At 62.8% G+C, this 22,701-nt stretch carries 22 protein-coding genes; 13 read left to right on the plus strand and 9 right to left on the minus strand.

The features are described from left to right. Positions 1 to 34 precede the first annotated feature (34 nt). Positions 35 to 685 (plus strand): hypothetical protein, encoded by a 651-nt coding sequence (locus I6J28_RS06295; RefSeq protein ID WP_049377625.1) that lies wholly within the window; start codon positions 35 to 37, stop codon positions 683 to 685. Here I6J28_RS06295 and I6J28_RS06300 read toward each other — a convergent pair whose 3' ends face one another. Next, positions 686 to 1,627, minus strand: coding sequence for a hypothetical protein (locus tag I6J28_RS06300; protein WP_005324555.1), 942 nt, complete (start codon positions 1,625 to 1,627; stop codon positions 686 to 688). It lies immediately after the preceding gene. 41 nt (positions 1,628 to 1,668) lie between these two features. Between I6J28_RS06300 and lspA the strand changes: the two genes are divergently transcribed. From lspA to I6J28_RS06325, 5 genes are read left to right on the plus strand one after another with little or no spacing between them, the layout of a single operon-like run. Further along, a complete protein-coding gene (gene lspA, locus I6J28_RS06305; protein WP_430516379.1) occupies positions 1,669 to 2,160 on the plus strand; it encodes a signal peptidase II in 492 nt (163 codons plus the stop codon). Next, positions 2,153 to 3,079, plus strand: a complete 927-nt coding sequence (locus tag I6J28_RS06310) for an RluA family pseudouridine synthase (RefSeq protein WP_204608391.1) — start codon at positions 2,153 to 2,155, stop codon at positions 3,077 to 3,079. The genes lspA and I6J28_RS06310 overlap by 8 nt, the downstream gene beginning before the upstream one ends. Then, positions 3,076 to 3,612, plus strand: coding sequence for a hypothetical protein (locus I6J28_RS06315; RefSeq protein WP_204608393.1), 537 nt, complete (start codon positions 3,076 to 3,078; stop codon positions 3,610 to 3,612). Before I6J28_RS06310 ends, I6J28_RS06315 begins: the two co-directional genes overlap by 4 nt. Before the next feature lie 60 nt (positions 3,613 to 3,672). Beyond that, a complete protein-coding gene (locus I6J28_RS06320; RefSeq protein ID WP_204608395.1) occupies positions 3,673 to 4,713 on the plus strand; it encodes an HNH endonuclease signature motif containing protein in 1,041 nt (346 codons plus the stop codon). Positions 4,714 to 4,722: 9 nt separating this feature from the next. Then, complete coding sequence (locus I6J28_RS06325) at positions 4,723 to 4,992, plus strand: permease (RefSeq protein WP_204608396.1); 270 nt, start codon at positions 4,723 to 4,725, stop codon at positions 4,990 to 4,992. On the opposite strand, the gene rarD is transcribed toward I6J28_RS06325, so the two are convergent. Continuing rightward, on the minus strand, positions 4,979 to 5,848 hold the full coding sequence (gene rarD / locus I6J28_RS06330) for an EamA family transporter RarD (protein ID WP_239454567.1): 870 nt from the start codon (positions 5,846 to 5,848) through the stop codon (positions 4,979 to 4,981). The two genes, I6J28_RS06325 and rarD, sit on opposite strands and share 14 nt — an antisense overlap. A gap of 27 nt (positions 5,849 to 5,875) precedes the next feature. Between rarD and dnaE the strand changes: the two genes are divergently transcribed. Together dnaE and I6J28_RS06340 are read left to right on the plus strand one after the other, a co-directional pair. Next, on the plus strand, positions 5,876 to 9,448 hold the full coding sequence (dnaE, locus tag I6J28_RS06335) for a DNA polymerase III subunit alpha (RefSeq protein ID WP_204608398.1): 3,573 nt from the start codon (positions 5,876 to 5,878) through the stop codon (positions 9,446 to 9,448). A 72-nt stretch (positions 9,449 to 9,520) separates the two neighbouring features. Further along, positions 9,521 to 10,711 carry a cobalamin-independent methionine synthase II family protein gene (locus I6J28_RS06340; protein ID WP_204608400.1) on the plus strand — a complete coding sequence of 397 codons (1,191 nt, stop codon included), beginning with the start codon at positions 9,521 to 9,523 and terminating at the stop codon, positions 10,709 to 10,711. Between the two features lie 49 nt (positions 10,712 to 10,760). Here I6J28_RS06340 and I6J28_RS06345 read toward each other — a convergent pair whose 3' ends face one another. Next, the gene (locus I6J28_RS06345) at positions 10,761 to 11,246 is read right to left on the minus strand and encodes a hypothetical protein (protein WP_204608402.1); all 486 of its coding nucleotides are present in this window, start codon (positions 11,244 to 11,246) and stop codon (positions 10,761 to 10,763) included. A 62-nt stretch (positions 11,247 to 11,308) separates the two neighbouring features. Further along, the gene (locus tag I6J28_RS06350; protein ID WP_204608404.1) at positions 11,309 to 13,174 is read right to left on the minus strand and encodes a choice-of-anchor I family protein; all 1,866 of its coding nucleotides are present in this window, start codon (positions 13,172 to 13,174) and stop codon (positions 11,309 to 11,311) included. Positions 13,175 to 13,273: 99 nt separating this feature from the next. On the opposite strand from I6J28_RS06350, the gene ilvA reads away from it, so the two are divergent. The 4 genes from ilvA to I6J28_RS06370 are packed head-to-tail and all read left to right on the plus strand — an operon-like array spanning position 13,274 to position 15,812. Beyond that, positions 13,274 to 14,542, plus strand: coding sequence for a threonine ammonia-lyase IlvA (gene ilvA / locus I6J28_RS06355; protein ID WP_204608406.1), 1,269 nt, complete (start codon positions 13,274 to 13,276; stop codon positions 14,540 to 14,542). Further along, positions 14,542 to 15,180 (plus strand): YigZ family protein, encoded by a 639-nt coding sequence (locus I6J28_RS06360; protein ID WP_204608408.1) that lies wholly within the window; start codon positions 14,542 to 14,544, stop codon positions 15,178 to 15,180. The genes ilvA and I6J28_RS06360 overlap by 1 nt, the downstream gene beginning before the upstream one ends. Before the next feature lie 2 nt (positions 15,181 to 15,182). Then, the gene (locus I6J28_RS06365) at positions 15,183 to 15,422 is read left to right on the plus strand and encodes a hypothetical protein (RefSeq protein ID WP_204608410.1); all 240 of its coding nucleotides are present in this window, start codon (positions 15,183 to 15,185) and stop codon (positions 15,420 to 15,422) included. Beyond that, positions 15,423 to 15,812 carry an RNA-binding S4 domain-containing protein gene (locus tag I6J28_RS06370; protein WP_005324575.1) on the plus strand — a complete coding sequence of 130 codons (390 nt, stop codon included), beginning with the start codon at positions 15,423 to 15,425 and terminating at the stop codon, positions 15,810 to 15,812. Positions 15,813 to 15,833: 21 nt separating this feature from the next. Here the strand turns inward: I6J28_RS06370 and I6J28_RS06375 are convergent, their stop codons facing one another. The 5 genes from I6J28_RS06375 to I6J28_RS06395 all read right to left on the minus strand — a co-directional run bounded on the left by I6J28_RS06375 (position 15,834) and on the right by I6J28_RS06395 (position 21,645). After that, positions 15,834 to 16,832 carry a GTP pyrophosphokinase gene (locus I6J28_RS06375; protein ID WP_204608413.1) on the minus strand — a complete coding sequence of 333 codons (999 nt, stop codon included), beginning with the start codon at positions 16,830 to 16,832 and terminating at the stop codon, positions 15,834 to 15,836. 10 nt (positions 16,833 to 16,842) lie between these two features. Beyond that, positions 16,843 to 17,460, minus strand: coding sequence for a hypothetical protein (locus I6J28_RS06380; RefSeq protein ID WP_204608415.1), 618 nt, complete (start codon positions 17,458 to 17,460; stop codon positions 16,843 to 16,845). A gap of 80 nt (positions 17,461 to 17,540) precedes the next feature. Next, positions 17,541 to 18,872: an exonuclease domain-containing protein gene (locus I6J28_RS06385; RefSeq protein ID WP_204608417.1), complete on the minus strand. Its 1,332-nt coding sequence runs from the start codon at positions 18,870 to 18,872 to the stop codon at positions 17,541 to 17,543. 13 nt (positions 18,873 to 18,885) lie between these two features. Then, positions 18,886 to 21,084 (minus strand): glycogen debranching protein GlgX, encoded by a 2,199-nt coding sequence (gene glgX / locus I6J28_RS06390; RefSeq protein WP_204608419.1) that lies wholly within the window; start codon positions 21,082 to 21,084, stop codon positions 18,886 to 18,888. Positions 21,085 to 21,105: 21 nt separating this feature from the next. Then, positions 21,106 to 21,645, minus strand: coding sequence for a TetR family transcriptional regulator (locus tag I6J28_RS06395; RefSeq protein ID WP_204608421.1), 540 nt, complete (start codon positions 21,643 to 21,645; stop codon positions 21,106 to 21,108). Positions 21,646 to 21,809: 164 nt separating this feature from the next. Between I6J28_RS06395 and I6J28_RS06400 the strand changes: the two genes are divergently transcribed. Beyond that, positions 21,810 to 22,622, plus strand: coding sequence for a hypothetical protein (locus I6J28_RS06400; RefSeq protein WP_204608423.1), 813 nt, complete (start codon positions 21,810 to 21,812; stop codon positions 22,620 to 22,622). Positions 22,623 to 22,701 lie beyond the last annotated feature (79 nt).

Below are 22,701 nucleotides of genomic sequence, written 5' to 3' on the forward strand. Positions count from 1 at the left end.
TGGGAGTTTAGAACCCAGACGTGAGGAGTTAGAAGTGAAATTCCGCAAGTTTAGCGCCGCGTGCCTCGCACTGACCGCGGCCACCGCCCTGGCCGCCTGCTCTTCCGACGACGAGCAGGACGATACCGCCGCCACCAACACCGAGGCGCAGGAATCCGCCTCTTCCGACGGCGATTCCGCCGCCCCAGCGCTGCCGTCCCCGGCGGACCTCAACGCCATCTTGGCCAAGGCCACCGATCCGAACGCCTCTGAGCAGGAAAAGACCGCCACCGTGCAGGGCGGCGAGACCGCACCGGAAATCTTTGACACCATGGCACAGTCCAAGCAGGAATCCGGCGCCGAGTTCGAGGTCGTCGATCCCGTACTTCCGGGCTATGACCCGCAGTCCGTGCTGACCACCGTGAACTTCACTACCGCTGACGGCCAGCAGCAGACCGCTGACCAGGTGGAGTTCGTGTACGAAGATGGCACCTGGAAGCTCTCCAAGGCGTGGGCTTGCACCCTCATCCAAAACACCGTGCCGCCGGAGCAGGTTCCGGAGATGTGCGCGGATACCGGCGCCGGTGCCTCTGCACCCGCCCCGGCACCGGCCGAGGGCGACGCTGCCCCGGCTGAAGGCGACGCCCCGGCTGCCGGCGCCGAGCAAGCCCCAGCTGAGGCCCCCGTAGAAGCCCCGGCCGAGTAATTAGGAAAAGTTCAGCTCCGTCAGGCTCGACTGCACCACGCGCAGCTCCGAGCCGGCGGCGCCATAAATGACCTTCGTGTCGAAAGATACGTCACCGCCCACGGGCAACGGCTTGCTCAGGTCCACCGTGATGTTGCCCTTGGATTGGGTGCTGGAGTCCACAACCTTGAGCTCCTTGTCCTCCAACTCCGTGCCCTGGGCCTGGCCCTCAAAGGACAGCGCGCCTAGCGACGGCCGCTGTTCTACCTCTACGTTGAGCTTGACCTGGTCGCCCTCGATGGAAGCGACCGTATAGCGCGTGGTCTGCAGCAGGGTGGACTCGCCGGTAACGCGCGAATCCACCGTCCAGCTCGCTCCCTTGCCTACCTCCTCGGTGGGGAAAACCACGGGCAGGGCCGTCAGCTTCATAATTGCCTGTTCCACGGAGCCACGGGCTTCATCCGTGGCCTCCTGGGGTGCGGCAAGGCGCAAGGAATTCATCTGGCCGGTATTTTGGCCGCGCCAGCCAAATTGAAATCCCTCGGCCGAGGAGACGTCGGTGTCGCCAGAAGTTTCCGGCGCACCGGCCGTGACAAAGGCATTGCGGGTGGCCGGCAGCTGGTCTTCGACGTCCTCGCTAGCCTTATCTACCTTGGCCGATAGCGGCAGGGTAGTGGTGGTGGATTCGACGTCGGAAGCCTGAAACTTCTCGGCCGCTGACTTTTTGAGCAGGTCCTGCGAAAAACCCTCGGTAACGCGGTAGTTCACGTCCTGCGTGGAGTCGATATCGCGGTATTCCAGGAGCTTTTTCTCCCCAGTGCCGGGATTGTCCACGGTTACGCGTGGGGCGTCGATAGTCAGGCCCACGGGCTGTTCTACCGCGGGTCCCGGCTTTTCATAGGAACACGCCGTAAGCGCTACGGCGGCTGTGGTCAGGGCTGCAAAAACTTTGACTCGAAACACGCTTACCAAAATACCGGACGCTCCCGTTTAGAATAGAGCGGGTGAGTCAAAAACGAAGGAGCAAGACAGGACATATCGCCGCGGTTGTCATCGCCGTGGCGCTGGTGGACCAAACCGTGAAACAAGTAATGCTCTCCATCCTTACGGAGGGCGAGCCCCTGCCGGTCATTGGGGACTGGTTCCGGTTTACCCTGCTTTTTAACCCTGGCGCCGCCTTTTCCATGGGCGGGGAGGGATCGACGTGGCTTTTTACCACCATCCAGCTGGTCTTTGTGCTCGGCGTGGCCATTGCCGCCCCGCGCATTACCCACTCCGGCCAGGCAGTGGGCCTAGCGCTTATCGCCGGAGGCGCGCTGGGTAATTTCGCCGACCGCATCTTCCGCGCCCCCGGCTTCTGGTTCGGGCACGTGGTGGACTATATTTCGGTCGGCTCTTTCGCCGTGTTCAATATTGCGGACGCGGCCATTACTTGCGGCGTGGTGATCTTCATCATCGCCATGGTGCTGGAGGAAAGGAAGGCCGAGCATGAATAGGCAGATGCGCAGCTTCCCCATTCCTGAAGGCCTAGAAGGCATGCGTGCCGACGCCGCCCTGGCCAAGCTCCTTGGCCTGTCCCGCAGCGCCACCGCGCAGCTGTGCGCCGAAGGCAGCGTGACCATCGATTCCCAAGAGCTGGGCAAGTCCGAGCGGTTGACTTCCGGCAACGTGGTCTCCGTGCTTTTGCCGGAGCCAGAAAAGCCGTTGCTGCCGCGCGAAGAGCTGGTCGAGGGCATGGACGTGCTTTACAACGATGCCGATATTATCTGCGTGCATAAGCCGGTGGGCGTGGCCGCGCACCCCAGCGTGGGGTGGGACGGGCCGACGGTGATTGGTGGGCTGCGCGCGGCCGGTTATACCGTGGCTTCGTCCGGGCCGACCGAGCGCCAGGGCATCGTGCACCGCCTCGATGTGGGCACGTCTGGTGTAATGGTCGTGGCTTCCTCGGAGCGCGCCTATTCCGCGCTTAAGCATGCCTTTAAGTACCGCAGCGTAAAAAAGACCTACCACGCCGTGGTGCAGGGCCTGCCGGATCCCATCGAGGGCACCGTCGATGCGCCTATCGGCCGCCACCCCAAGTCGGGCTGGAAATTCGCCGTGCTTGACGACGGCAAAGCGGCCGTCACCCACTACAGCCTCATCGAGGCCTTCCGAGAGGCCAGCCTCATCGAGGTGCACCTGGAGACCGGTCGCACCCACCAGATCCGCGTGCACATGTCTGCCACCGGTCACCCGTGCGTGGGCGACCCAATGTACGGCTCGGATCCCAACTTGGCTAAGCGCCTTGGGCTTCAGCGTCAATGGCTGCACGCGGTAAAGCTCGGCTTTACCCACCCCGGCACCGGCAAGTGGTTCGAGATTGAAGCGCCGTACCCGGCCGATCTCGAGCACGCCTTGGAGGTTCTGCGGGGATGAGGAAGGTCTACCGGCGGCGTCGGCTAGCGGCCCTAGCGGTGCTTGCGGTGCTTTTCCTGGCCGCGCTCGCGCTTTTTGGCACCTTAGGGACCCAGGCTTCTTCGCAGGTGCAAGGAGACCAGCTCGGCCCAGATGGCGAGACGCGCGCGGAGTATATTGCGCGCGTGTCCGGTAGCGACATTCCGGACGCGCCTGCCTACGCCCTTGTCACCTTCGACGAGGATTTGCCACCCGTAGCCGCTGCGGCCGCCGTCGCCGCGGCCCCGCGCATGGATGCCATCCTGATCGGCTCCACCGCCCCCATTGACGTCCCCGAACCCACCGCCGGCGAGGACCGGGCCGCGGTCATCCAACGCGCCTTCGACCGCATCGATGCCTCCTATGGGCAGCGCCCCACCGCGGTGAGCGCCGCCGTGGTGTGGGGGTCGGGCGCCCAGCTTGCCGACGTCGCCTCCACCCCCTCCGTCGCCGCCGTCGAACCCGCGCCCGCGGACGCCGCCTGGGGCAGCTTCGCCATCCGCCCTCCCAGCTAATATCGCCCTCCTGGCCCCTGCGGCGCGCGGTGGCCGCCCAGCGCTTTTAGCATCTAGGGCATGGAACACATTCGGGCTTATATCGCGGCGCTCAACTCGGCGATGGACATCCTCGCCGAGGCCGCCGATGCCTCCGCCGCGGACCTTACCGCCGCTGGCATGCCCGATGCCACGGCTGACACTATTGCGCAGCTCGCGCAGGTCTACTTCGGGACCACCAGCTTTCGCCGCCGCCAACGCCGCGCGGTGGACGGGGCCCGCCGCAACCGGCATTCGCTGCCGACGCTGGAGGTCATCGAAAAGCATGCGCGGCGCGCGCCCACCCAAGCCCGCGCCTGGGCCCTGCGCGCCGAGCTCACCCATATCGCGTGCGATACGCGGGAGATGGAAAGGCGTGCCCGCAAGAAGCTGCGCGAGATGCGCGCGCCGCGCGAACCCAAGCCGGGGGTGCGGTTGCGCCGCCGCGCCGCCGGCAAACCCTGGACGCTGTCCATCACTGGGCCGTCCGCACTCATCGCCGAGTTGCACCAGCATGCCGGTTCGCTTGCCGACGTCACCTCCCTCTTCCGCACCGGTACTGGCGCCGCCGCAACCGTGCGCACCAACGTTGTAGTGCCACTGGATGAGCTGGTTGGCGTAGCCCATGGCAGCGACGATGTGGTGTTGACCATGACCAATGGCGCGCAGATTACGGGTGCTGAATTGGCCCAGCGTGCGCTTGCTGAGGAGGGATTTGTCACCCTGCTCCACCCCGTAGAGGGCCCAGTGAACCTCTATCGCATGCGCCGTGGGGCCACCTGGAAGCAGTTCATGATGGCCGCGGCGGAAAATCCCACTTGCCCGGTCAAGGGATGCAATAAGCCTGCCGATGAGTGCCAGGTTCACCACATCTTCAGTTGGGCCGGCGGCGGGTGGACCAATGCGAAGAACCTCACCACCGCCTGCGCCTATCACAACGGCCGCAATGACGACCATCGCACCGGCCCGCCGCGCAATGGCCGCTTCGAGCGCACCGCCCGCGGCGTTCGCTGGGTTAACCCTTGGGATCCGCCCCCACCGGACCTCGTCGATACCGGGCCCACGAATACGACCACCGCGTAGACTAGACCTATGTCCTCACGCCAGCCCTTTTCGCAGTGGATGCCCAACTACAAATTTGGCTATATCGCCGCGTGGGTCGCGGTGGTGGTTTCCGGCATCGCGCTTTTAATCGGCCTTGTCACCGGCGGCACCCCGATGACGCTGGTGTTTTCCGGGATCGTATGTGCCTATGGCATCTTTCTCGTCGTGGTGATGCCGCGCTGGGCGCTGCGCGCAGAAGAAGAACAGGCGGCGCGTCGCCGCGCCCGCGCCGCCCGCGAGGAACTTAGGCGCTCCTAGCCATGCGCACTAAGTCGGCGACGTAGATAGCCACCGCCACGCCGATGATGCCGAAGCCGATCCAGCGGTGCGTCGAAAAGTGCTCGTGGGTGACAAAGAGCGCCCACAGCATCTGCATGATGGGGGTGAGGTATTGGAGCATGCCGATCGTCGATAAGCGCAGCGTCCGTGCGCCCTCCGCAAAGCAGAGAAGCGGCAGCGCGGTAATCAAGCCGGCGCTGACCAACAGCAGCGCGTGGCCGACGCCCTCGCTGGCGAAGGTGCCCTGGCCGCTTGTTTCTAGCCATAGGATGTAGCCCACCGCCAGCGGTGACATCACGAGCGCCTCCGCCGCGACCGAGACGGCCGAGGACACCCGGACCTGCTTTTTGAGCAGCCCATAAAAGCCGAAGCTGAAGGCTAACAACAGCGAAATGTACGGCGCTTGGCCGGTAAAGAACGTCAAGTACAGCACCGCGATGGCCGCAACGCCCACCGCTCCGGCCTGCCACGGGCGGAGCCGCTCTTTCAAAAACACCATGCCGAGGGCGACCGACACTAGGGGATTGATGAAATACCCCAGCGCCGCATCGGCCACGTGGTTGCTATTAATCGCCACCACGTAGGTGCCCCAATTGACCGTGATGAATACACCCGCGGCCGCAAGCCAACCCCACGTGCGCTTGTCCATGCGCGCCATTTCGCGCCACCGGCCGCTGAGGAACAAAAATCCCGTGACCAGCACCGCGGTCCACAACACGCGGTGAGCCAAGATTTCCAGTGGCGATGCCGGCAGCAACAGGGGAAAGAACGCGGGGAAAAATCCCCACATGATGTAGGCGGCGAGCGTGTAGAGCATCACAAAATAATAGCCCATTTTGACCGCCCCGCTATGATGAGCCGCATGGCCAAAAACTCCTCCTTCGTCCACCTGCACAACCACACCGAGTTTTCCATGCTGGACGGCATGGCCAAGGTCGATATGCTGGCAGACGAGGTGGTCCGCCAAGAAATGCCGGCCGTCGGCATGACCGACCACGGCAATATGTATGGCTCTGATGCCTTCTACCGCCGCATGACCGGCGCCGGCGTCAAGCCCATCATCGGCATCGAGGCGTATATGGCGCCCGAATCCCGCTTCAATAAAAAGCGCGTGCTGTGGGGCACGCCGGATCAAAAGCGCGACGACGTCTCCGCGTCCGGTGCCTACCTCCACCAAACGATGATCGCGGAGAATGCCACCGGCCTGCGCAACCTCTTTACCTTGTCTTCGCTGGCTTCCTACGAGGGCCAGTTGGGCAAGTGGCCGCGCATGGACGCCGAGCTCATCGCCGAGCATGCCGACGGCATCATCGCCACCACCGGTTGCCCCTCTGGCGACGTCCAGACCCGCCTGCGCCTCGGCCAGTTCAACGAGGCGCTGGAGGCTGCGGCCATGTGGCAGGACATCTACGGCAAGGACAACTTCTTTTTAGAGTTGATGGACCATGGGCTGGACATCGAAAAGCGCACGCGCGATGGCCTGCTAGAAATCGGCCGCAAGCTGGACTTGCCGCCGCTGGTGACCAATGACTGCCACTACGTGTTGGAGTCCCAGGCGCCGGCGCATGAGGCGATGCTGTGCGTGCAGACCGGCAAGACGTTCATGGACCCGGACCGCTTTAAGTTCGGCGGCACCGGCTACTACATTAAGTCGGCCGCGCAGATGCGCGAGACCTGGGACGATATGATTCCAGACGGCTGCGATAACACCCTGTGGATTGCCGAGCGCGTGCAGGACTACGGCGAGATCTGGGAAGAACACACCCACGATCGCATGCCTATTGCCGACGTCCCCGAGGGCCACACCCCAACTTCCTGGCTCACCCATGAGGTGATGGAGGGCCTGCAAAAGCGCTTCCCCGGCCAGGATGTTCCGGAGGAATATATCGAGCGCGCCAAGTATGAGATCACCGTTATTGAGATGAAGGGCTACCCGTCCTACTTCCTCATCGTGGCCGAGCTCATTAAGCACGCGCGCTCCGTGGGCATTCGTGTGGGGCCGGGCCGTGGCTCGGCGGCCGGTGCGCTGGTCGCCTACGCGCTGACCATTACTAATATCGATCCGCTGGAGCACGATCTCCTCTTCGAGCGATTCTTGAACCCTGAGCGCCCGTCCGCACCCGATATCGATATCGACTTCGACGACCGCCGTCGCGGCGAAATGATTACCTATGCGGCCGAGCGCTGGGGCGAGGACAAGGTGGCGCAGGTGATTACCTTCGGCACGGTGAAGACCAAACAGGCCATTAAGGACTCGGCCAAGGTGCACTTTGGCCAGCCTGGCTTCCAGATGGCCGACCGCATCAACGGCGCGCTGCCGCCGGCGATCATGGCCAAGGACATTCCGCTTAAGGGCATCACGGACCCGGACCACGAGCGCTACTCCGAGGCCGCAGAGGTCCGCCAGATGGTGGAATCCGACCCAGACGTGAAGAAGATTTATGACACGGCGCGGGGCTTGGAGGGCGTCGTCAGGCAGGCGGGCGTGCACGCCTGTGCGGTGATTATGGCTTCGGTCCGGCTCATGGACCACATTCCTATGTGGAAGCGCCCGGCCGACGGCGCTTATATCACCGGCTGGGATTACCCAGCCTGCGAGGCCATCGGCCTGCTGAAGATGGACTTTTTGGGCCTGCGCAACCTCACCGTTATCGGCGATGCGATCGAAAACATCAAGCGCAACCGCGGCGAAGAAATCCACTTGGAGCAGCTGCATGCCGACGACCCCAAGGTTTCCAAGGTCTATGACCTGCTCTCGCGCGGCGATACGCTGGGCGTCTTCCAGCTCGACTCCGGCGGCATGCAGGAGCTGCTTAAGCGCATGAAGCCGACCGGATTTAAGGATATTGTGGCCTCCCTTGCGCTCTACCGCCCAGGCCCGATGGGTGTGAACGCCCACTGGGACTACGCGGACCGCAAGAACGGCCGCAAGGAAATCACCCCAATTCACCCGGAGCTGGAAGAGCCGCTCAAGGAAATCCTGGATGAGACCTACGGCCTCATCGTCTACCAGGAGCAGATCATGCGTATCTCGCAGAAGGTCGCCAACTACACGGCCGGCGAGGCAGATGGCTTCCGTAAAGCAATGGGTAAGAAGAAGCCCGAAGTGCTGGCCCAGCAGTACGACAAGTTCTGGGGCGGCATGCAAGAAAACGGCTACTCCAAGTCCGCCATGGACGCGCTCTGGGGCACCATCGAGCCCTTCGCATCCTACGCGTTTAACAAGTCTCACGCCGCAGGCTACGGCCTGGTGTCCTTCTGGACGGCCTACCTCAAGGCTTACTACGCGCCGGAATACATGGCCGCGCTGCTGACCTCGGTGGGTGATAAGAAGGATAAGTCCGCCATCTACCTTTCCGATTGCCGCCACCTGGGCATCAAGGTGCTGCCGCCGTCCGTCAACGAGTCCGAAGAGGACTTCCAAGCGGTGGGAGAGGCTATCCGCTTCGGCATGGGCGCTATCCGCAACGTCGGCTCGGAAGTGGTGGAGTCCATCATCAAATCCCGCCACGACAAGGGCGCGTTTACCTCCTTTAGCGATTATCTGGACAAGATCGAGCTCGCCGCCTGCACTAAGCGCGTAACAGAAGCGCTGATTAAGGCCGGCGCCTTCGATGACTTGAACCATCCGCGCAAGGGCCTCATGCTCATCCACGAGGACGCGGTGGATGCGGTGCAAACCACCAAGAAGGCCGCGGATAAGGGACAGTTCGATCTCTTCGCTGGAATCGGCGGGGGAGAAGACGACGCGGCCTCTAACGCCTTTGCCTTGGACATTCCGGAAGACAATTGGGATCGTAAACACGAACTTGCCCTCGAGCGCGAAATGCTGGGCCTGTACGTTTCCGGCCACCCGCTCGATGGCTTCGAGGAGGCGCTGGCCGCGCAGACGGATACCCCGCTGACCAAGATCCTCAACGACGAGGTGCATAACGGCCAAGAGCTCATCATCGGCGGCATCATTTCGGGCGTGGATCGTCGCTTCTCTAAGCGTGATGGCTCGCCGTGGGCCATTGTCACGGTGGAGGACCACAACGGCGCGCAGGTGGAAATCCTGGTATTCAACAAGGTGTACTCGCTCGTCGCCCCGCAGATTGTGGAGGACAATATCATCCTCGCGCGCGTGAACGTGAAGGTTCGCGATGAGCGCCGCTCCCTGTTCTGCTCCGATATTCGCGTGCCGGAGCTGGGCCCGGGCGGTGGCGCCGGTCTGCCGCTGCGCCTGACCATGCGCACGGATCAGTGCACCATGGAAAACATTGCCCGCCTCAAGCAGGTCCTGCTCAAGAACCAGGGCGAGTCGGATGTGTACCTCGAGCTTGTCGACGGCTCCGAGTCCACCACCATGATCCTCGGCGATCACCTGCGCGTGGAGCGATCCGGCAACCTCATGGGTGACCTTAAGGCCACTATGGGTGCGGGCATATTAGGCTGAATTTAAACTCGGCGGCGGCAGGTACCCTCCACTAATCTAGACAGCACAGTCTATATCGATGGAGGAAACCTGATGGTAAACAAGATTCGCACCACCCATGTCGGCTCGCTGCCGCGCACCCCGGAGCTGCTGGAAGCCAACCTGCAGCGCGGGGAGCTGCCGGCCGCGGAGTTTCAGGGGATTTTGGAGGCTGCGGTAGCGGACGTCGTCAAGCGGCAGCTCGATCTCGGCCTCGACATCATTAACGAGGGCGAGTACGGCCATATCACCTCTGGCGCGGTGGATTATGGCGCGTGGTGGAACTATTCGTTTAGCCGCCTGGGCGGGCTGACGATGACGGATACCGACCGCTGGGAATCGGCCGAGGTGGTGCGCTCCAAGCCGGGGGAGCCGCGGCTGACGTCGTTTATTGATCGCCGCGACCGCGCGCTGTTTTCGGAGGCCTATAATGACCCGGATTCTGGCATCTTCACCGGCCGCGCCAAGGTGGCGAACCCAGAGTTCACCGGCCCTGTAACCTACATCGGCCAGGACGAGGTCGCCGCCGATGTGCGCCTGCTTGCCGACGCCCTCCCAACCGGCACCCCCGGCTTCATCGCCGCCCTTTCGCCCGGCTCAGCTGCACGCCTGACCAACCGCTACTACGACGATGAGCATGAGCTGCTTGCCGACGTCGGCCGCGCTATGCGCACCGAATATCAGGCCATCACCGATGCTGGGCTTACTGTGCAATTCGACGCGCCCGACCTGGCCGAGGCTTGGGACCAAATCAACCCGGAGCCGTCCGTGGAGGACTTCCGCGGTTTCATTCGCGAGCGCATTGACGTCCTCAATGATTCCATCGCCGGCCTGCCCAAGGAACAAACGCGCCTGCATATCTGCTGGGGTTCCTGGCACGGACCGCACGTTACCGACGTGCCCTTTGCGGATATCGTCGAGGAAATCCTGCGCGCCGAGGTCGGTGGATTCTCCTTCGAGGCCGCTTCGCCGCGCCACGCGCATGAGTGGCGCGTGTGGCAGGACCATGCGCTGCCGGAAGGCACCGTGATTTACCCGGGCGTGGTCTCTCACTCCACCAACGCGGTAGAGCATCCGCGCCTCGTGGCCGATCGCATCATCCAGTTTGCAGAGGTAGCCGGCCCGGAAAACGTCATCGCGTCGACCGACTGTGGTCTGGGCGGCCGCCTGCACCCCCAGATTGCTTGGGCGAAGTTGCAGTCCTTGGTCGAGGGTGCGGAGATTGCTACCCGCGAACTCTTCTAAAACGCACAAAGCCGCTCCGGAGTTCCGGAGCGGCTCAATTATCTAGTGCTTAGAAGCGCACGCCCAACTGCTTGAGGGCATTCTTCATCGGCTCCAGCACAGCGGGGTTCACCTTGGCAACCATGGTGAAGGCCTGCAGCAGCGCGGCAACGAGGCTGGTAGCCACGGTAACCCAGCTCATGACCTCGAGGAACTTCTCTGGGGAGGAAGAACCCCAGATGGGAAGCTTCTTGAGCGCCTCGATCTGTTGCGCCTCTGCCTCCTCGGCCACGCAGTCCGGCTCCTTCGGCATTCCGGAAGAGCCGTAGCCGTTAGCCAGGCCCTGCATGAGCTCCTGCGGGGTGCGGGCGGAAGATCCGAGCTCGCCGCTCTCAATCTTCTTGAGGTGCTCTTCCTTGGCGTTGTCGACCTCGGCCTGGCATTCAGCCGAAATCTCCTTCGGCTTATCTTCTGCGGCAGAAGCGGTTGCTGGTGCAACGAGGCCCGCTACCACGGCGGTGGCGGCGACGAGCGAAGTGCTGAGACGGTTGCGCATGGTTCTCCTTTAGAGTGAGAGGTATTAGCCTCAAATAATTTAGCAGCTAAATCTCGGAAGATCTATGGCAAAAGCTTGCGCACCTGCGCCGGCAACAGCGCATAGAACTCGTCGACGGTCTTCGGCAGGAAGCCCAGCGCCCCGCCAATCAGGGCGCCAAGACCTACCAAACCAGCCACGATGCCCACGCCGGCAGCGACGCTGCTGCCGTTGCTGCTGTTGCTGGAACCGTCGGAGCTGCCGGATGCGGCAGGGGAGTCGGCGTTGTCGGAGGCGTCGGCGAGCAGGTCTTTGACGGAGAACACGGTGGTGGTGCCGGATACCTCGTTGCCGGCGATGAGGAGCGCGTCATCGCTAGGGGAGTCGGCGGCGGGAACGAAGGCTAGGCCCTCTGGTCCGAGGTCGCCGGCCTTGGTGGTGGCAGCGACATCGTCCTCGTCGTAGCCAACGGAGAAATCGCGATTGTTGACGTAGGTGACAAACTTTGCCTCGGCGGGGGTGGTTACGTCGTAGACAAAGATGCCGCCCACTCGCTCTGCGCCGATGAAGGCATAGGTGCGATCGCCAACCTTGCCGATGGTCAAGGCTTCTGGCTCTGGTCCCTTGTTATCGGAGCGGTCATCGAAATCCGGATCCTCGTTATCAGCGTTGAAGTTCAGGCCGGGCATATCCTTGGTGATGTTCTCGAAGTCCGCACCGGAGTCGAAGACGACGTTGCCTTCGGCGTCGTAGATGCTAAAAGAGCGCGAGCCATAGGAATACAGGCCGTCGAAGCATTCCTTTTCTTCGTTCCAGCCAGAAGCGTTGGAGAGCTTGAGGTTGCCGGCGACCTTCTTATCCTCAATGCCCTCGGGAAGCTCGAGGTCATCGCAGACCTTGCCGTCCTTTACTAGGTCCTTGAGCTCTACTTCGTCGGTATAGCCGCCCCATTCACGGGCATCGCCTTCGTTGGCGGTGGCGAAATAGGTCTGGCCTTCAGTCTCGAAAGCGCCGATGGAGTCCGGCATGGACAGGCCCTTGACCGGAATGGTGCGCAGCTCCGCGGCGTCATCCTTATTGGACGGATCCAGCGGCACCTGGGAGTGGTCTGCGATATGAGCGGGGATTAACTTTTCTACGGTGGCGGATTCGATATCGATGACCGCGATGGCGTTGTTTTCCTGCAGCGTGGCGTAGGCCTTGCCGCCCGCGGAGGAGATGTACTCCGGCTCGAAGTCCCGCGAGGGCAGGTTGTGGTGCGCGGAGGGGCCGAAGACACGGATCGAGGGGTCGAGGTCGGCGGTGTCAAAGGCGGTGAAATCGGCCGTGTGGACGTCGCCAAGCGCGGGCGCTGCGACGTCCTCGGGCAGGCTGATGACGGAAATGGAGCCCTCTGGGTCCTTGAGGTAGGCGGTGCCCTCGGCGTTGAGGGCGTCGGAAGGCTCGCCCTCGTTGGCAACCAGCGCGTGGCGGCCGTCGGCGGTGAGGTGCACGTTATCGGGCAGGGCGCCAACGCCTACGCGCCCAAGCTCCTCGCCGGTTTCGGCATTGAAGAACAGCGCCTCGCCGTTGTCGGTTTTGTCCGCCTGCTGTACCGCGGCGACGGCCAGGCCATCGGGGCGCACGGCCACGGAGTTGATTTCCTTGTCCCCGCCGGCGGAGAGGGCGCCGACCTTGCGCGGCTGAGTGGGGTCGGAGGCGTCGAGGATATCGACCTCACCGGAGCGCGCATTGACGGTGAGGATGCGCTGGGACGCAGCGTGGTAGGCGACGATTTCGGCGGCGGATTTGCCCAGCACGCCGGATTCATGGGAACCGATGGGGGTCAGCTGCAGTGCCGCGTTGGGGGCGGAGTGTTCCAGCACGTTATCCACGACGTGGGCGTGGGCGGCCGGGGCACAGGCGAGGACGAGCGAGGAGGTAACGCAGAGAGAGATGCGCTTGAGCATAAGTATTCCTTTCTTGTGGTTATGTCCACTATTGCTGATGGAGGTAACGGTGCAACTAAAGGACAGTGAATTTCCAGTGAATGGGTAGACTGTCAAGACATGACTGATTCGACCATCCATGCATCCGATATCCAGCAGGCGCAGGCGCGGATTAGCTCGGAAATCGCCCCGACTCCGCTGCAGTACTGCGCCCGGCTGTCGGCCGAGACGGGCTGCGAGGTCTATCTCAAGCGGGAGGATCTGCAGGACGTGCGCTCCTATAAGATTCGCGGCGCGTTAAACGGTATGTCGAATGTTCCCCGGGAAGAGCGCGGCCGGGGAATTGTTACGGCGTCGGCCGGCAATCATGCGCAGGGCGTGGCCTATGCCTGCCGCACGATGGGCATTGCCGGCAAGATTTTCGTGCCGGAGCCCACGCCGATGCAAAAGCGCGACCGCATCCTGGTCCATGGCGGCGACCAGGTGGAGCTGGTGGTGGTCGGCGCCAACTTCGACGAGGCAGCCGTGGCCGCGCATGCCGACGCCGCCGAGCGCGACGCCACCTTCATCGAGCCCTTCGACGCCCGCGATACCATCACCGGACAAGGCACGGTCGCGGCGGAGGTTCTGGCGCAGCTTTCGGCCAAGGGCAAGTCTCTCGACACCATCGTCGTCCCTGTGGGTGGCGGCGGCCTGATTTCTGGCATCACCTCCTATGTGGCGGATATGGCGCCGCAGACTCGGGTGGTGGGCATGGAGCCGGAGGGGGCGGCGTCGCTAAGAGCGGCGTTTGACCACGGCGGCCCGGTGACGCTGGAGGAGGTCGACCCCTTCGTGGATGGCGCGGCCGTCAAGCGCCTAGGCGCGCTGCCCTATGAGATTTTGCAGGCCAATCGCGAGCGCCTGAGCTTCGATACCGTGTCCGAGGGCGCGGTGTGCACGGACTTGCTCAACCTGTATCAAAATGAGGGCATCATTGCGGAGCCGGCCGGTGCACTATCGGTGGCGGGCCTGCACCAATTGGACCTGGAACCAGGCTCGACGGTGGTGTGCGTAATTTCCGGCGGCAATAACGATGTGCTGCGCTACGCCGAAATCATGGAGCGCTCCCTAGTCCACCGCGGCCTGAAGCATTACTTCCTGGTGAATTTCCCGCAGGAGCCGGGCCAGTTGCGCCATTTCTTGCACCAGATTTTGGGCCCGACCGATGACATCACGCTCTTTGAGTACCTCAAACGCAATAACCGCGAGACGGGCGCTGCGCTGGTGGGCCTGCAGCTTAGCCGTGCCGAGGATCTCCAGGGCCTGCTAGAGCGCATGGGAGAATCCAAGATTTCGGTGCAGTACCTTAAGCCCGGCACCCCCGAGTACGAATTCCTCGTGGCCTAATGCAGAATTCTTATCGTCGCCCAGTAGGCCAGGTCGAACACGAAATTGAAATTAAGCGCTCCCGGTTTATTACCTTGATTGGTCGCGTCACCAATGAGGAAGAGGCTCGCGCGTTTATCGACGCCGCCCGCAGCCGCTTTCCCGACGCCCGCCACCACTGTTCCGCCTACGTCTATCACGTTGATGGTGCGAACCCGGTGGAGCGCTCTTCCGATGACGGCGAGCCCTCCGGTACGGCCGGAAAGCCGATGCTGGACGTGGTGAAGGGCTCCGGCATGCTCGATGTATGCGCGGTGGTCGTGCGCTACTTCGGCGGCATCAAGTTGGGCGCTGGCGGGTTAGTGCACGCCTATGGTGGTGCGGTGAGCGAGACCATGGAGAAGGTGCGCGCAGTAACTAGGGCGCGCCGGGAGCTTTATGCCGTGGAGTGCCCACATGCGACGGCCGGGCGGGTAGAGGCGGACCTGCGCGGGCGCGGCTATGAGATAATCGATACCGCCTATGCGGCCGCGGTGACTTTTATGCTAGCCGTGCGCCCAGGCGGGCTGGACGAGCTGGAAGCTACGCTGGCAGCGATCTCGCAGGGCCAGCTCGAAGCGGCAGAGGCCGGCAGCGCGTGGGTTGAGGTAGGATCCTGACCATGACTATGCAGCAACGACCGAATAACCCCATTGCGCAGCGCAAGCAGCAGGTGCGCAAGCACTCCCGCAATGCCGTCGTATGCGTGGCCGGCGGCATTGGTGTGGGCGTAGTGCTCGGCGTGCTTTCGGCTAACTTCTGGGCTTGGATGCTACTGGGTGCCATCGTCGCCGTCGCAGGTGGCGGCTATAACTGGCTGAAGATCCAGAAAATCGTCAACGAGAACCACAACCAGTATTAGATGCCGGCACCGCAACCTAGCGGCCGCCCCGTCCGGATTGATGCCTGGGTGTGGGCCGTGCGCATGTTTAAGACCCGATCCGCGGCCGCGACCGCCGTGCGCGCCGGGCACGTGAAGATCAACGGCGAGGCCGTCAAGCCTTCCCAACAGGTGGTGCCGGGCGACCGCGTGCGCGTATGGCGCAACCACCATGAGCATGACCTCGAGGTTTTAGCGACCGTCGCCAAGCGCGTCGGCGCGCCCGTCGCGCGCACCTGCTATACGGACCACGCGCCACCGCCGCCGCCCAAGGAGTTTCTGCCGTCGGTTCCCGTGCGCCCGCGCGGCGCCGGTCGGCCGACGAAGAAGGAACGCCGCGATATGGAGAAATTCCGCGGCGGTTTCCGGTAAGTTGCCGAAAATCCTGCGCGGCTAGTGGGCGGCGCGCAGGGCTTTCAGGCGCGCAGTAAGCCGCCGCTTGCGGCCTGGGCGGTCGCCGGATTCGGCGGTGGCCTCGATGTGTTGTTTGCCAAACTTGTTGAGCAGGAGGTCGTCGATAAGCCGCACCTGGCCGGGGCGGAAACGGTAGCGCATGGCGTCGTGGACGTGGGCAATGGCGGTATCATCCAGCAGCTGCTCAAGCTGGCCCAAGTGGCGCACGCCGTTCTGCTCCAATAGCTCCGCCAAGAAGCGGTAGTGCTCCGAGCGCGAGAGCGGGAAGCGGTTGCCCAAGATGATGGCGAGTACGCCCGGCAGGGTCTCGGCGGTAAGCTCGACGTCCTTGTCGGTTTCTGTATCGGGGGCCTTGAGGGCGGCGATCTCATCGAATTGCTGGTCGGCGAGCTCGATAAGCCCGGCGGCCAAGGTAAAGAGGCGATCTACCTCCGGCGAGGGCGGGTTTGGTCCCTGCTTATAGCGGATATCGTGCTCAAACTCCGCCCACGCGTGCTGCAGAACGGTGCGAATTTGCACCTCAAAGGTCCATCCCACGTAGGCGGCGAGCTCTTCCATCGCAGCCGCGCTATCTTCGGTCACGGTAAGCACCAGGTGGTGGGAGCCGTAGCCAAAGCCGCCCGAAATACGAGTTTCGGCCGCCTTGTCTACGGAGCGTTCAACCTTAAAGGATTCACCGAAAACGCCTAGCGCTTCTGGAATTGCGGTGGAGTGATACAGGGTGACACGCACTCCCATGACGTCGTGAATCTCGTCCCACGGCTGGGGATAGACAAAATCGCCGTTCTCCCGGCGCTTCTTGGCCTTCGCCTTCAGCGAGGGCCAGGTTTTGACGCGGGTAGACACGCGGTCGAAGATGATGCCGGCGTCATTGAGGAGATCCTCGATGGCGGTGCGGAAGTCCACTGCGGCGGTGGGGTGGCTGCGCGCCCAGTCGTGGTACTGGTTGCTCAGCCGCGACATCCTACTTTCCGGCATGGTGCTCCTTTCATAACTCCCGCGGGAATCCGTTAGACCATACTAGCGGGCGTGGGTGGAGCACGGTGCGATGGCGGGGTACGCGCGCGACGGCATCGGCAGCCAGCTGGCGGGTATAGGTGTCCGGCAGATGGGCAAAGACAAAGAGCGTAGCGGAGTCCGGAACTAGGTAGGTCAGGGAGTGCGATCGCAGCAGGCGGCGCATGTGCTTGTCCAGCACGGTAAAGGTCTCTGGGTGGGCAATCCAGGAGGAAATCGGTGCGCCGTGGGAGCGGACTTGCAAGCCACCGAAACGGGCGGCGGAAGGCAGCTCGCAGGCGGCGGGGCGGGTCCAAAAGCGCAGCCCTTGCGAATCGAGGGCGGCGCGCTGCAGGTTATGGGAGGCGTGGTTCCATGCTCGGCGCGCGGAGATATCCATGTCCGCGAGGCCGCGGTGGCTGAGCCGGCGAAAGGTCTGCTTGCCGGGAAAGACCAGCGCCATGGACAGGCTGGGGGAGAGCTGGATGGTGGCGAGGGAGTCGCAGAAGCCGTCGTCAGAAAGCCGCTGTTCTTTCAGCCAGGAACGGGCAAAGAGCGCAGGCAGCAGGTTCGCGGTGGTGGGACGGGGCGGGCGCAGGGCGACGGTCACGGCGGGTTCTCCAGTGTGGCGGTAGGGTGCGGTCGCCTTTATTGGACTGGAGAAACCGCCGTTTGGTTCCCCGGGTGGGCCTAGAAGGGTGGCTCGGCGTCGAGTTGCAGCTCGGCAAAGAGCTTATCGGCCGGCCAGATGTCGATTTCTTGGCCCTTGGCTTGCAGCTCCTCCGCGCGCTTTTCCTTGGAGGTTTTCTTGGCCCATTCGCCCACGATGAGCAGGGTGGTCTTTTTGGTGACATTCTTTGCCACTTGGCCACCGCGCTCGGCGATGCCCTGCCACAGCACGCCCTTATCGTAGGGCTCGAAATCGCCGGTGAGGGTGACATGCTGGCCGTAGAGTGCGCCTTCCGGGTCGGCGTCTGGGTTGGGCTCTGGGATAGTGTCTGGCGTGGCAACGGCCTGCCAGGGGGCAGGACCGCTGGGCTTCTTTTTCTTGGCACCGGCTGCGCGGGTCTGGTCGCGGAAGTCAGTCCCTGCGCCGAGGTCCGCGCCGGAGGTGGGGGCGGTGTGGGCGCGCAGGACGGGCAGGATGGCCTCGGAATCGAGGCGGCCCAAGGTGAATTCGCGTGCGGTGAATAGATCGCGGATGCTGCCGGTGTGCCCGAAGCGCTCGGCCAAACGGGCGATGATTTCGCCGGCCGCACGAGCATCCTCGGTGGCGTCGTGGTGGCTGAAGTCCGGCGCAGACAGGTGGGCGGCGACGGTGGGCAGCTTGTGGTTGCGCACCGAAATAACCTTGGCCTTGGAAGCGTCACGGGACAGTGCCAGGGAGCAGGCCAGCGGCACGGTGGGCACCTCCGCACCGGCGGTAAGCAGGCCGGAGCGCAGCGCGGTGGAATCGAACTGGGCGTTGTGGGCGACAAGCACGTCGCCGCCGAGGAAATCGAAGAGCTCCTTGGCAACGTCGGCAAATGCCGGTGCCCCTTTCACATCGTCCGCGGTAATGCCGTGGATGGAGACGTTGATATCCGCAAAGTGCTCCAAGCCTGGTGGAGGGGTGCACAGCCAGGACCGAGAGGCGGTCTCCTGGCCGTCGCGGAAGCGCACCGCGCCAATTTGGCAGATAGAGCCCCAGTTGTCGTTGGCCGTTTCCACGTCCACGGCAGTGAAATCAAGGCCGGGGATGGTGGTGGCGGAGGAGGGGGCCTCGCCGCGCTGTGCGGCGGAAATGGCGCGGGCGACTGCCTGCGGGGCTTGGTGCGGGGCGAAGGCGATAGTGCCGGCGGCGCCCAAGTCCAGGGCACCGAAGCCGGTGGGGGTCGGTTCACTCACGCGCACGGTGTCGATGGACTCAAGCGGGATATCCTGCGTGGCGGGGGCGCCGAGGCTGGTAGCCAGCAGGGTGCGATGGAGCACGAGTTTATCCGCTGTGACATCGATGAGTGCGCCGTGCGCGGGAAATGACACGAGGGGCCTTTCTCTAGGAATCGAAAACGGGCGGTTCAATCTGACGCAGAATCAGCGTTGAACGCGGCTGCACCGTGATCGTACCCTCTGCCTCAATGAGGGTTTCCTCCGCGGGGTAGCCGCCGGAATCGGCGGTATCGACCATCAGCCGCCACGTAGCGCCGAGATCCTTGGTGGGCAGGGTGAACTCGATTTCGCCGTCGTGGGAGTTGAAGATCATGATGAAGGAATCATCGGTGATGCGCTCGCCGCGGGCGGTGGTTTCCGTAATCGCATTGCCATTGAGGTAGACCATGAGGGCGCGGCCGAAGTCGTGGTCCCAGTCGTCCTGGGTCATCAGGCGGCCCGAAGGAACCAGCCAGGCGATATCGCGTTCCTTAACATCCGCGCCGAGCGGGCCGCCGGCGAGGAAACGCTTGCGGCGGAAGACGGGGTGGTGGTTGCGAATGGACAGCACGCGCTTGGTAAAGCCCAGCATCGCGGCGGATTTTTCTTCCTTCAGCATGGACCAGTCCATCCACGACAGCTCGTTGTCCTGGCAGTAGACGTTATTATTTCCGTCCTGCGTGCGGCCGAATTCATCGCCATGCGAGAGCATAGGAGTGCCCTGGGAAAGCAGGAGAGTGGTTAGGAAGTTGCGGGCCTGGCGGCGGCGTAGCTTGCGGATATCGTCGTTATCGGTGGGGCCTTCCTCGCCACAGTTCCAGGAGCGGTTGAAAGATTCGCCGTCGCGGTTGTCCTCGCCATTGGCCTCGTTGTGCTTGTCGTTATAGGAAACAAGATCGCGCAGGGTAAAGCCATCGTGGGCGGTGATGAAGTTGATGGAGGCGGTAGGGCGGCGGTCATTATCGGCATAGAGATCCGAAGAGCCGGTCAAGCGGGAGGCGAATTCACCCAGGGTAGCGGGCTCGCCGCGCCAGAAATCGCGCACGGTATCGCGGTACTTGCCGTTCCATTCGCTCCAAATCGGCGGGAAATTGCCCACTTGGTAGCCATCGTGGCCGATGTCCCAGGGCTCGGCGATGAGCTTAACCTGGCTGACAATGGGATCTTGCTGTACTAGGTCGAAGAAGGTAGCGAGCTTGTCGACGTCGTCAAGCTCCCGCGCCAAGGTCGCCGCCAGGTCGAAGCGGAAGCCATCGACGCGCATCTCCGTAACCCAGTAGCGCAGCGAATCCATAATCAGCTGCAGCGAGTGCGGGTGGCGGACATTGAGGGAATTGCCGGTGCCGGTGTAATCCATGTAATGAGCCTCATCGCCCTCGACGAGGCGATAGTAGGCGCCATTGTCGATGCCGCGGAAGGCAATGGTGGGGCCCATGTGGTTGCCCTCGGCGGTGTGGTTATAAACCACGTCGAGGATGACCTCGATGCCGGCCTCGTGGAAGGCGCGGACCATGGTCTTGAACTCGGAGACCACCTCGCCCGGCTTCTTGGCAAAGGCATAGTCATGGTGTGGGGCGAAAAAGCCGAAGGTGTTATAGCCCCAGTAGTTGCGCAGCCCCAGGTTGCGCAGGCGATCGTCCTGCAGGAATTGGTGGACGGGCATGAGCTCAACGGTGGTAACGCCAAGCTCTTTGAAGTAGTTAATGACGGCGGGATGGGCCATGCCGGCGTACGTGCCACGGAGCTCTTCCGGCACATCCGGATGGGTCATGGTCATGCCCTTGACATGGGTTTCGTAGATGACCTTTTCGTTATCCGGAATGTGCGGGCGGTGGTCGCTGCGCCAGTCGAAGAAGGGATTAATCACCACAGATAACATGGTGTGGCCCAGCGAGTCTTCTTCGTTGCGGCCGGTGCCGGGTTCCTCAGCATGGATGTCATAGGAGTAGAGGGAAGCATCGCCGTCGAATTCGCCGTCGAACGCCCGGGCATAGGGGTCTACAAGGAGCTTGGAAGGGTCGCAGCGCAGGCCGTTTTCTGGTTCATAGGGGCCATAGACGCGGTAGCCGTAGCGCTGGCCAGGGGTGACATTGGGGAGGTAAATATGCCACACATGGGCAGTGACCTCCGACATTTCGATGCGTTCCTCGGTGCCTTCTTTGTCGATGAGGCAGAGCTCGACCTTGTCGGCTACCTCGGAAAACAGGGCAAAGTTGGTGCCGGATCCATCGAAGGTGGATCCCAGGGGGGTGGGTTTGCCGGGCCAGATTTGGCGGCCGTAGCGCTCGGTGGGCGTGGGGACTGCGTCCATGGCGGGAGTGTTCATGCCCACGAGCATAACCACTTTTTAGGCGCCGGTGCCGTGTGTAAGTCCAGCGTTAATAATGCGTACGCCGCGAATGAGGTCTGCGCGATAATCTGCGGCGGGAGTCTCGCCGGTGGTTTCTGCAAGCTGGCGTTGGGACTGTTCCATCAAGGTGGCGCCGAGCACGAGGTGAATGGCGGAGAGCGCGGCGGCGCGGTGGGCGCTGTCGGCAGCGAGGGTACTGCGCGTGGCAGCAGCGGTGAAGGCCGCCAAGAGGCGGTCCCAGGCAGGGGCCTGCGGGAGGGAGAGGCCGGCAATGACTACCTCGGCGCCGTCGCGGCGGGCGAGCAGCAAATCACGAAGATTGAGGCTGATATCCTCGAGCGACTCCCCAGAAACGGGGGAGGTAATGTCTTCCGCTAGGGCTGCAATGAGCGCTTGCTTATTGGCAATGTGCCAGTAGAGCGCGCCGGGGGCGACGCCGAGGGAGGAAGCAACGCGGCGCATGGTGACGTCGCCAAGCCCGTAGGTATCAAGCAGGGAAAGAGCGGCGTCGATAATACTCTCGCGGTTTATGTGCACCTTGGCAATTGTACGGACTTGGCCGGGCGGGACGGTAGTTCACAGGTTCTTTTAACGGAGTCTCAATGTCATTTCCATCGTCGGGTTGTTAGTATTGCGAAGACAAATAAGAGGCCGCCCTTGGGGTGGCTTCACATTCGCAAGATTGATTCAGGAGCTTTCCCTTGTCCTTTTTGACCCCTGCAAAGAAGTCCCTCATCGCAGTTGCGCTGGTTACCCCGCTGGCTTTGGCTGCGTGTGGTTCGGATGACAATGACGATTCCAAGAAGGCTGCCGCCACCACGGCATCCAAGTCTTCTGAGGATAAGTCTGCAGATAAATCCGAGGACAAAGATGCCGATAAGTCCAAGGACAAAGACAAGGACAAAGACAAAGACAAGGACAAGGAAAAAGAAAAGGATCAGAATAAGGGCGGCGAAAACAAGGACGCCGCCGCAGGCGCAGAAGGCCAGGAGGGCGAGGACGGCGCTGGGGAGGGGCCAGATCAGCTGGCTAACCCGCTGAACAATGGTGAAGATCCTTTCGCTGGCGCGAAGGATATCAAGCCGATCGAAGGCGGCCAGGACGCTAATGATGGCGATAAGCAGGCCATCGAGCAGCTGGTTCGCGGCCAGCACGAGATCGATAACGTGAAGGAATACTTCAACTACATGCCGCAGCACGCCTGCCAGGCAGTCCGCGATGAGCAGTCCCAGGAGTTCGGCCAGTACCAGCAGTACGTCGATAGCCTGCCGAACCAGTCCTTCGCCGAGTATGCCAACACCATGCGCCAGCAGGGCGGTGGCAACGCCGAGGTAGAGAAGTTCGCTAGCCAGTTGGAGTCCATCCCGCAGTCGACCAAGCTGCAGTCCGTCAACGACGTTGTGGTCAATGGCGACGATGCTTCTGCAACCGTGAGCGTGTCCAACTCCGAGGGCTCCGAGACCTCCACGGTCCGCTTCCGTCGAGAGAACGGCAACTGGACCTTCTGTAACTAAGTTGGCTCTGTTAAAGCGCCGGTTACCCCGCACCCTAGGTTTTGGTGCGGGGTTACTCGCGTGTGCGCTCCTGGTGTAT

Source organism: Corynebacterium tuberculostearicum, assembly GCF_016894265.1.
Lineage (GTDB): Bacteria > Actinomycetota > Actinomycetes > Mycobacteriales > Mycobacteriaceae > Corynebacterium > Corynebacterium tuberculostearicum_D.

Bases quoted from the DNA above. Each gene is read 5' to 3' on its own strand.
- dnaE (WP_204608398.1), top strand. From the start codon at position 5,876: ATGGCCAAAAACTCCTCCTTCGTCCACCTGCACAACCACACCGAGTTT.
- I6J28_RS06365 (WP_204608410.1), top strand. From the start codon at position 15,183: ATGACTATGCAGCAACGACCGAATAACCCCATTGCGCAGCGCAAGCAG.
- I6J28_RS06320 (WP_204608395.1), top strand. From the start codon at position 3,673: ATGGAACACATTCGGGCTTATATCGCGGCGCTCAACTCGGCGATGGAC.
- I6J28_RS06325 (WP_204608396.1), top strand. From the start codon at position 4,723: ATGTCCTCACGCCAGCCCTTTTCGCAGTGGATGCCCAACTACAAATTT.
- I6J28_RS06370 (WP_005324575.1), top strand. From the start codon at position 15,423: ATGCCGGCACCGCAACCTAGCGGCCGCCCCGTCCGGATTGATGCCTGG.
- I6J28_RS06345 (WP_204608402.1), bottom strand. From the start codon at position 11,246: ATGCGCAACCGTCTCAGCACTTCGCTCGTCGCCGCCACCGCCGTGGTA.
- I6J28_RS06340 (WP_204608400.1), top strand. From the start codon at position 9,521: ATGGTAAACAAGATTCGCACCACCCATGTCGGCTCGCTGCCGCGCACC.
- I6J28_RS06360 (WP_204608408.1), top strand. From the start codon at position 14,542: ATGCAGAATTCTTATCGTCGCCCAGTAGGCCAGGTCGAACACGAAATT.
- ilvA (WP_204608406.1), top strand. From the start codon at position 13,274: ATGACTGATTCGACCATCCATGCATCCGATATCCAGCAGGCGCAGGCG.
- I6J28_RS06375 (WP_204608413.1), bottom strand. From the start codon at position 16,832: ATGCCGGAAAGTAGGATGTCGCGGCTGAGCAACCAGTACCACGACTGG.
- I6J28_RS06350 (WP_204608404.1), bottom strand. From the start codon at position 13,174: ATGCTCAAGCGCATCTCTCTCTGCGTTACCTCCTCGCTCGTCCTCGCC.
- I6J28_RS06310 (WP_204608391.1), top strand. From the start codon at position 2,153: ATGAATAGGCAGATGCGCAGCTTCCCCATTCCTGAAGGCCTAGAAGGC.
- I6J28_RS06315 (WP_204608393.1), top strand. From the start codon at position 3,076: ATGAGGAAGGTCTACCGGCGGCGTCGGCTAGCGGCCCTAGCGGTGCTT.
- rarD (WP_239454567.1), bottom strand. From the start codon at position 5,848: ATGGGCTATTATTTTGTGATGCTCTACACGCTCGCCGCCTACATCATG.
- glgX (WP_204608419.1), bottom strand. From the start codon at position 21,084: ATGAACACTCCCGCCATGGACGCAGTCCCCACGCCCACCGAGCGCTAC.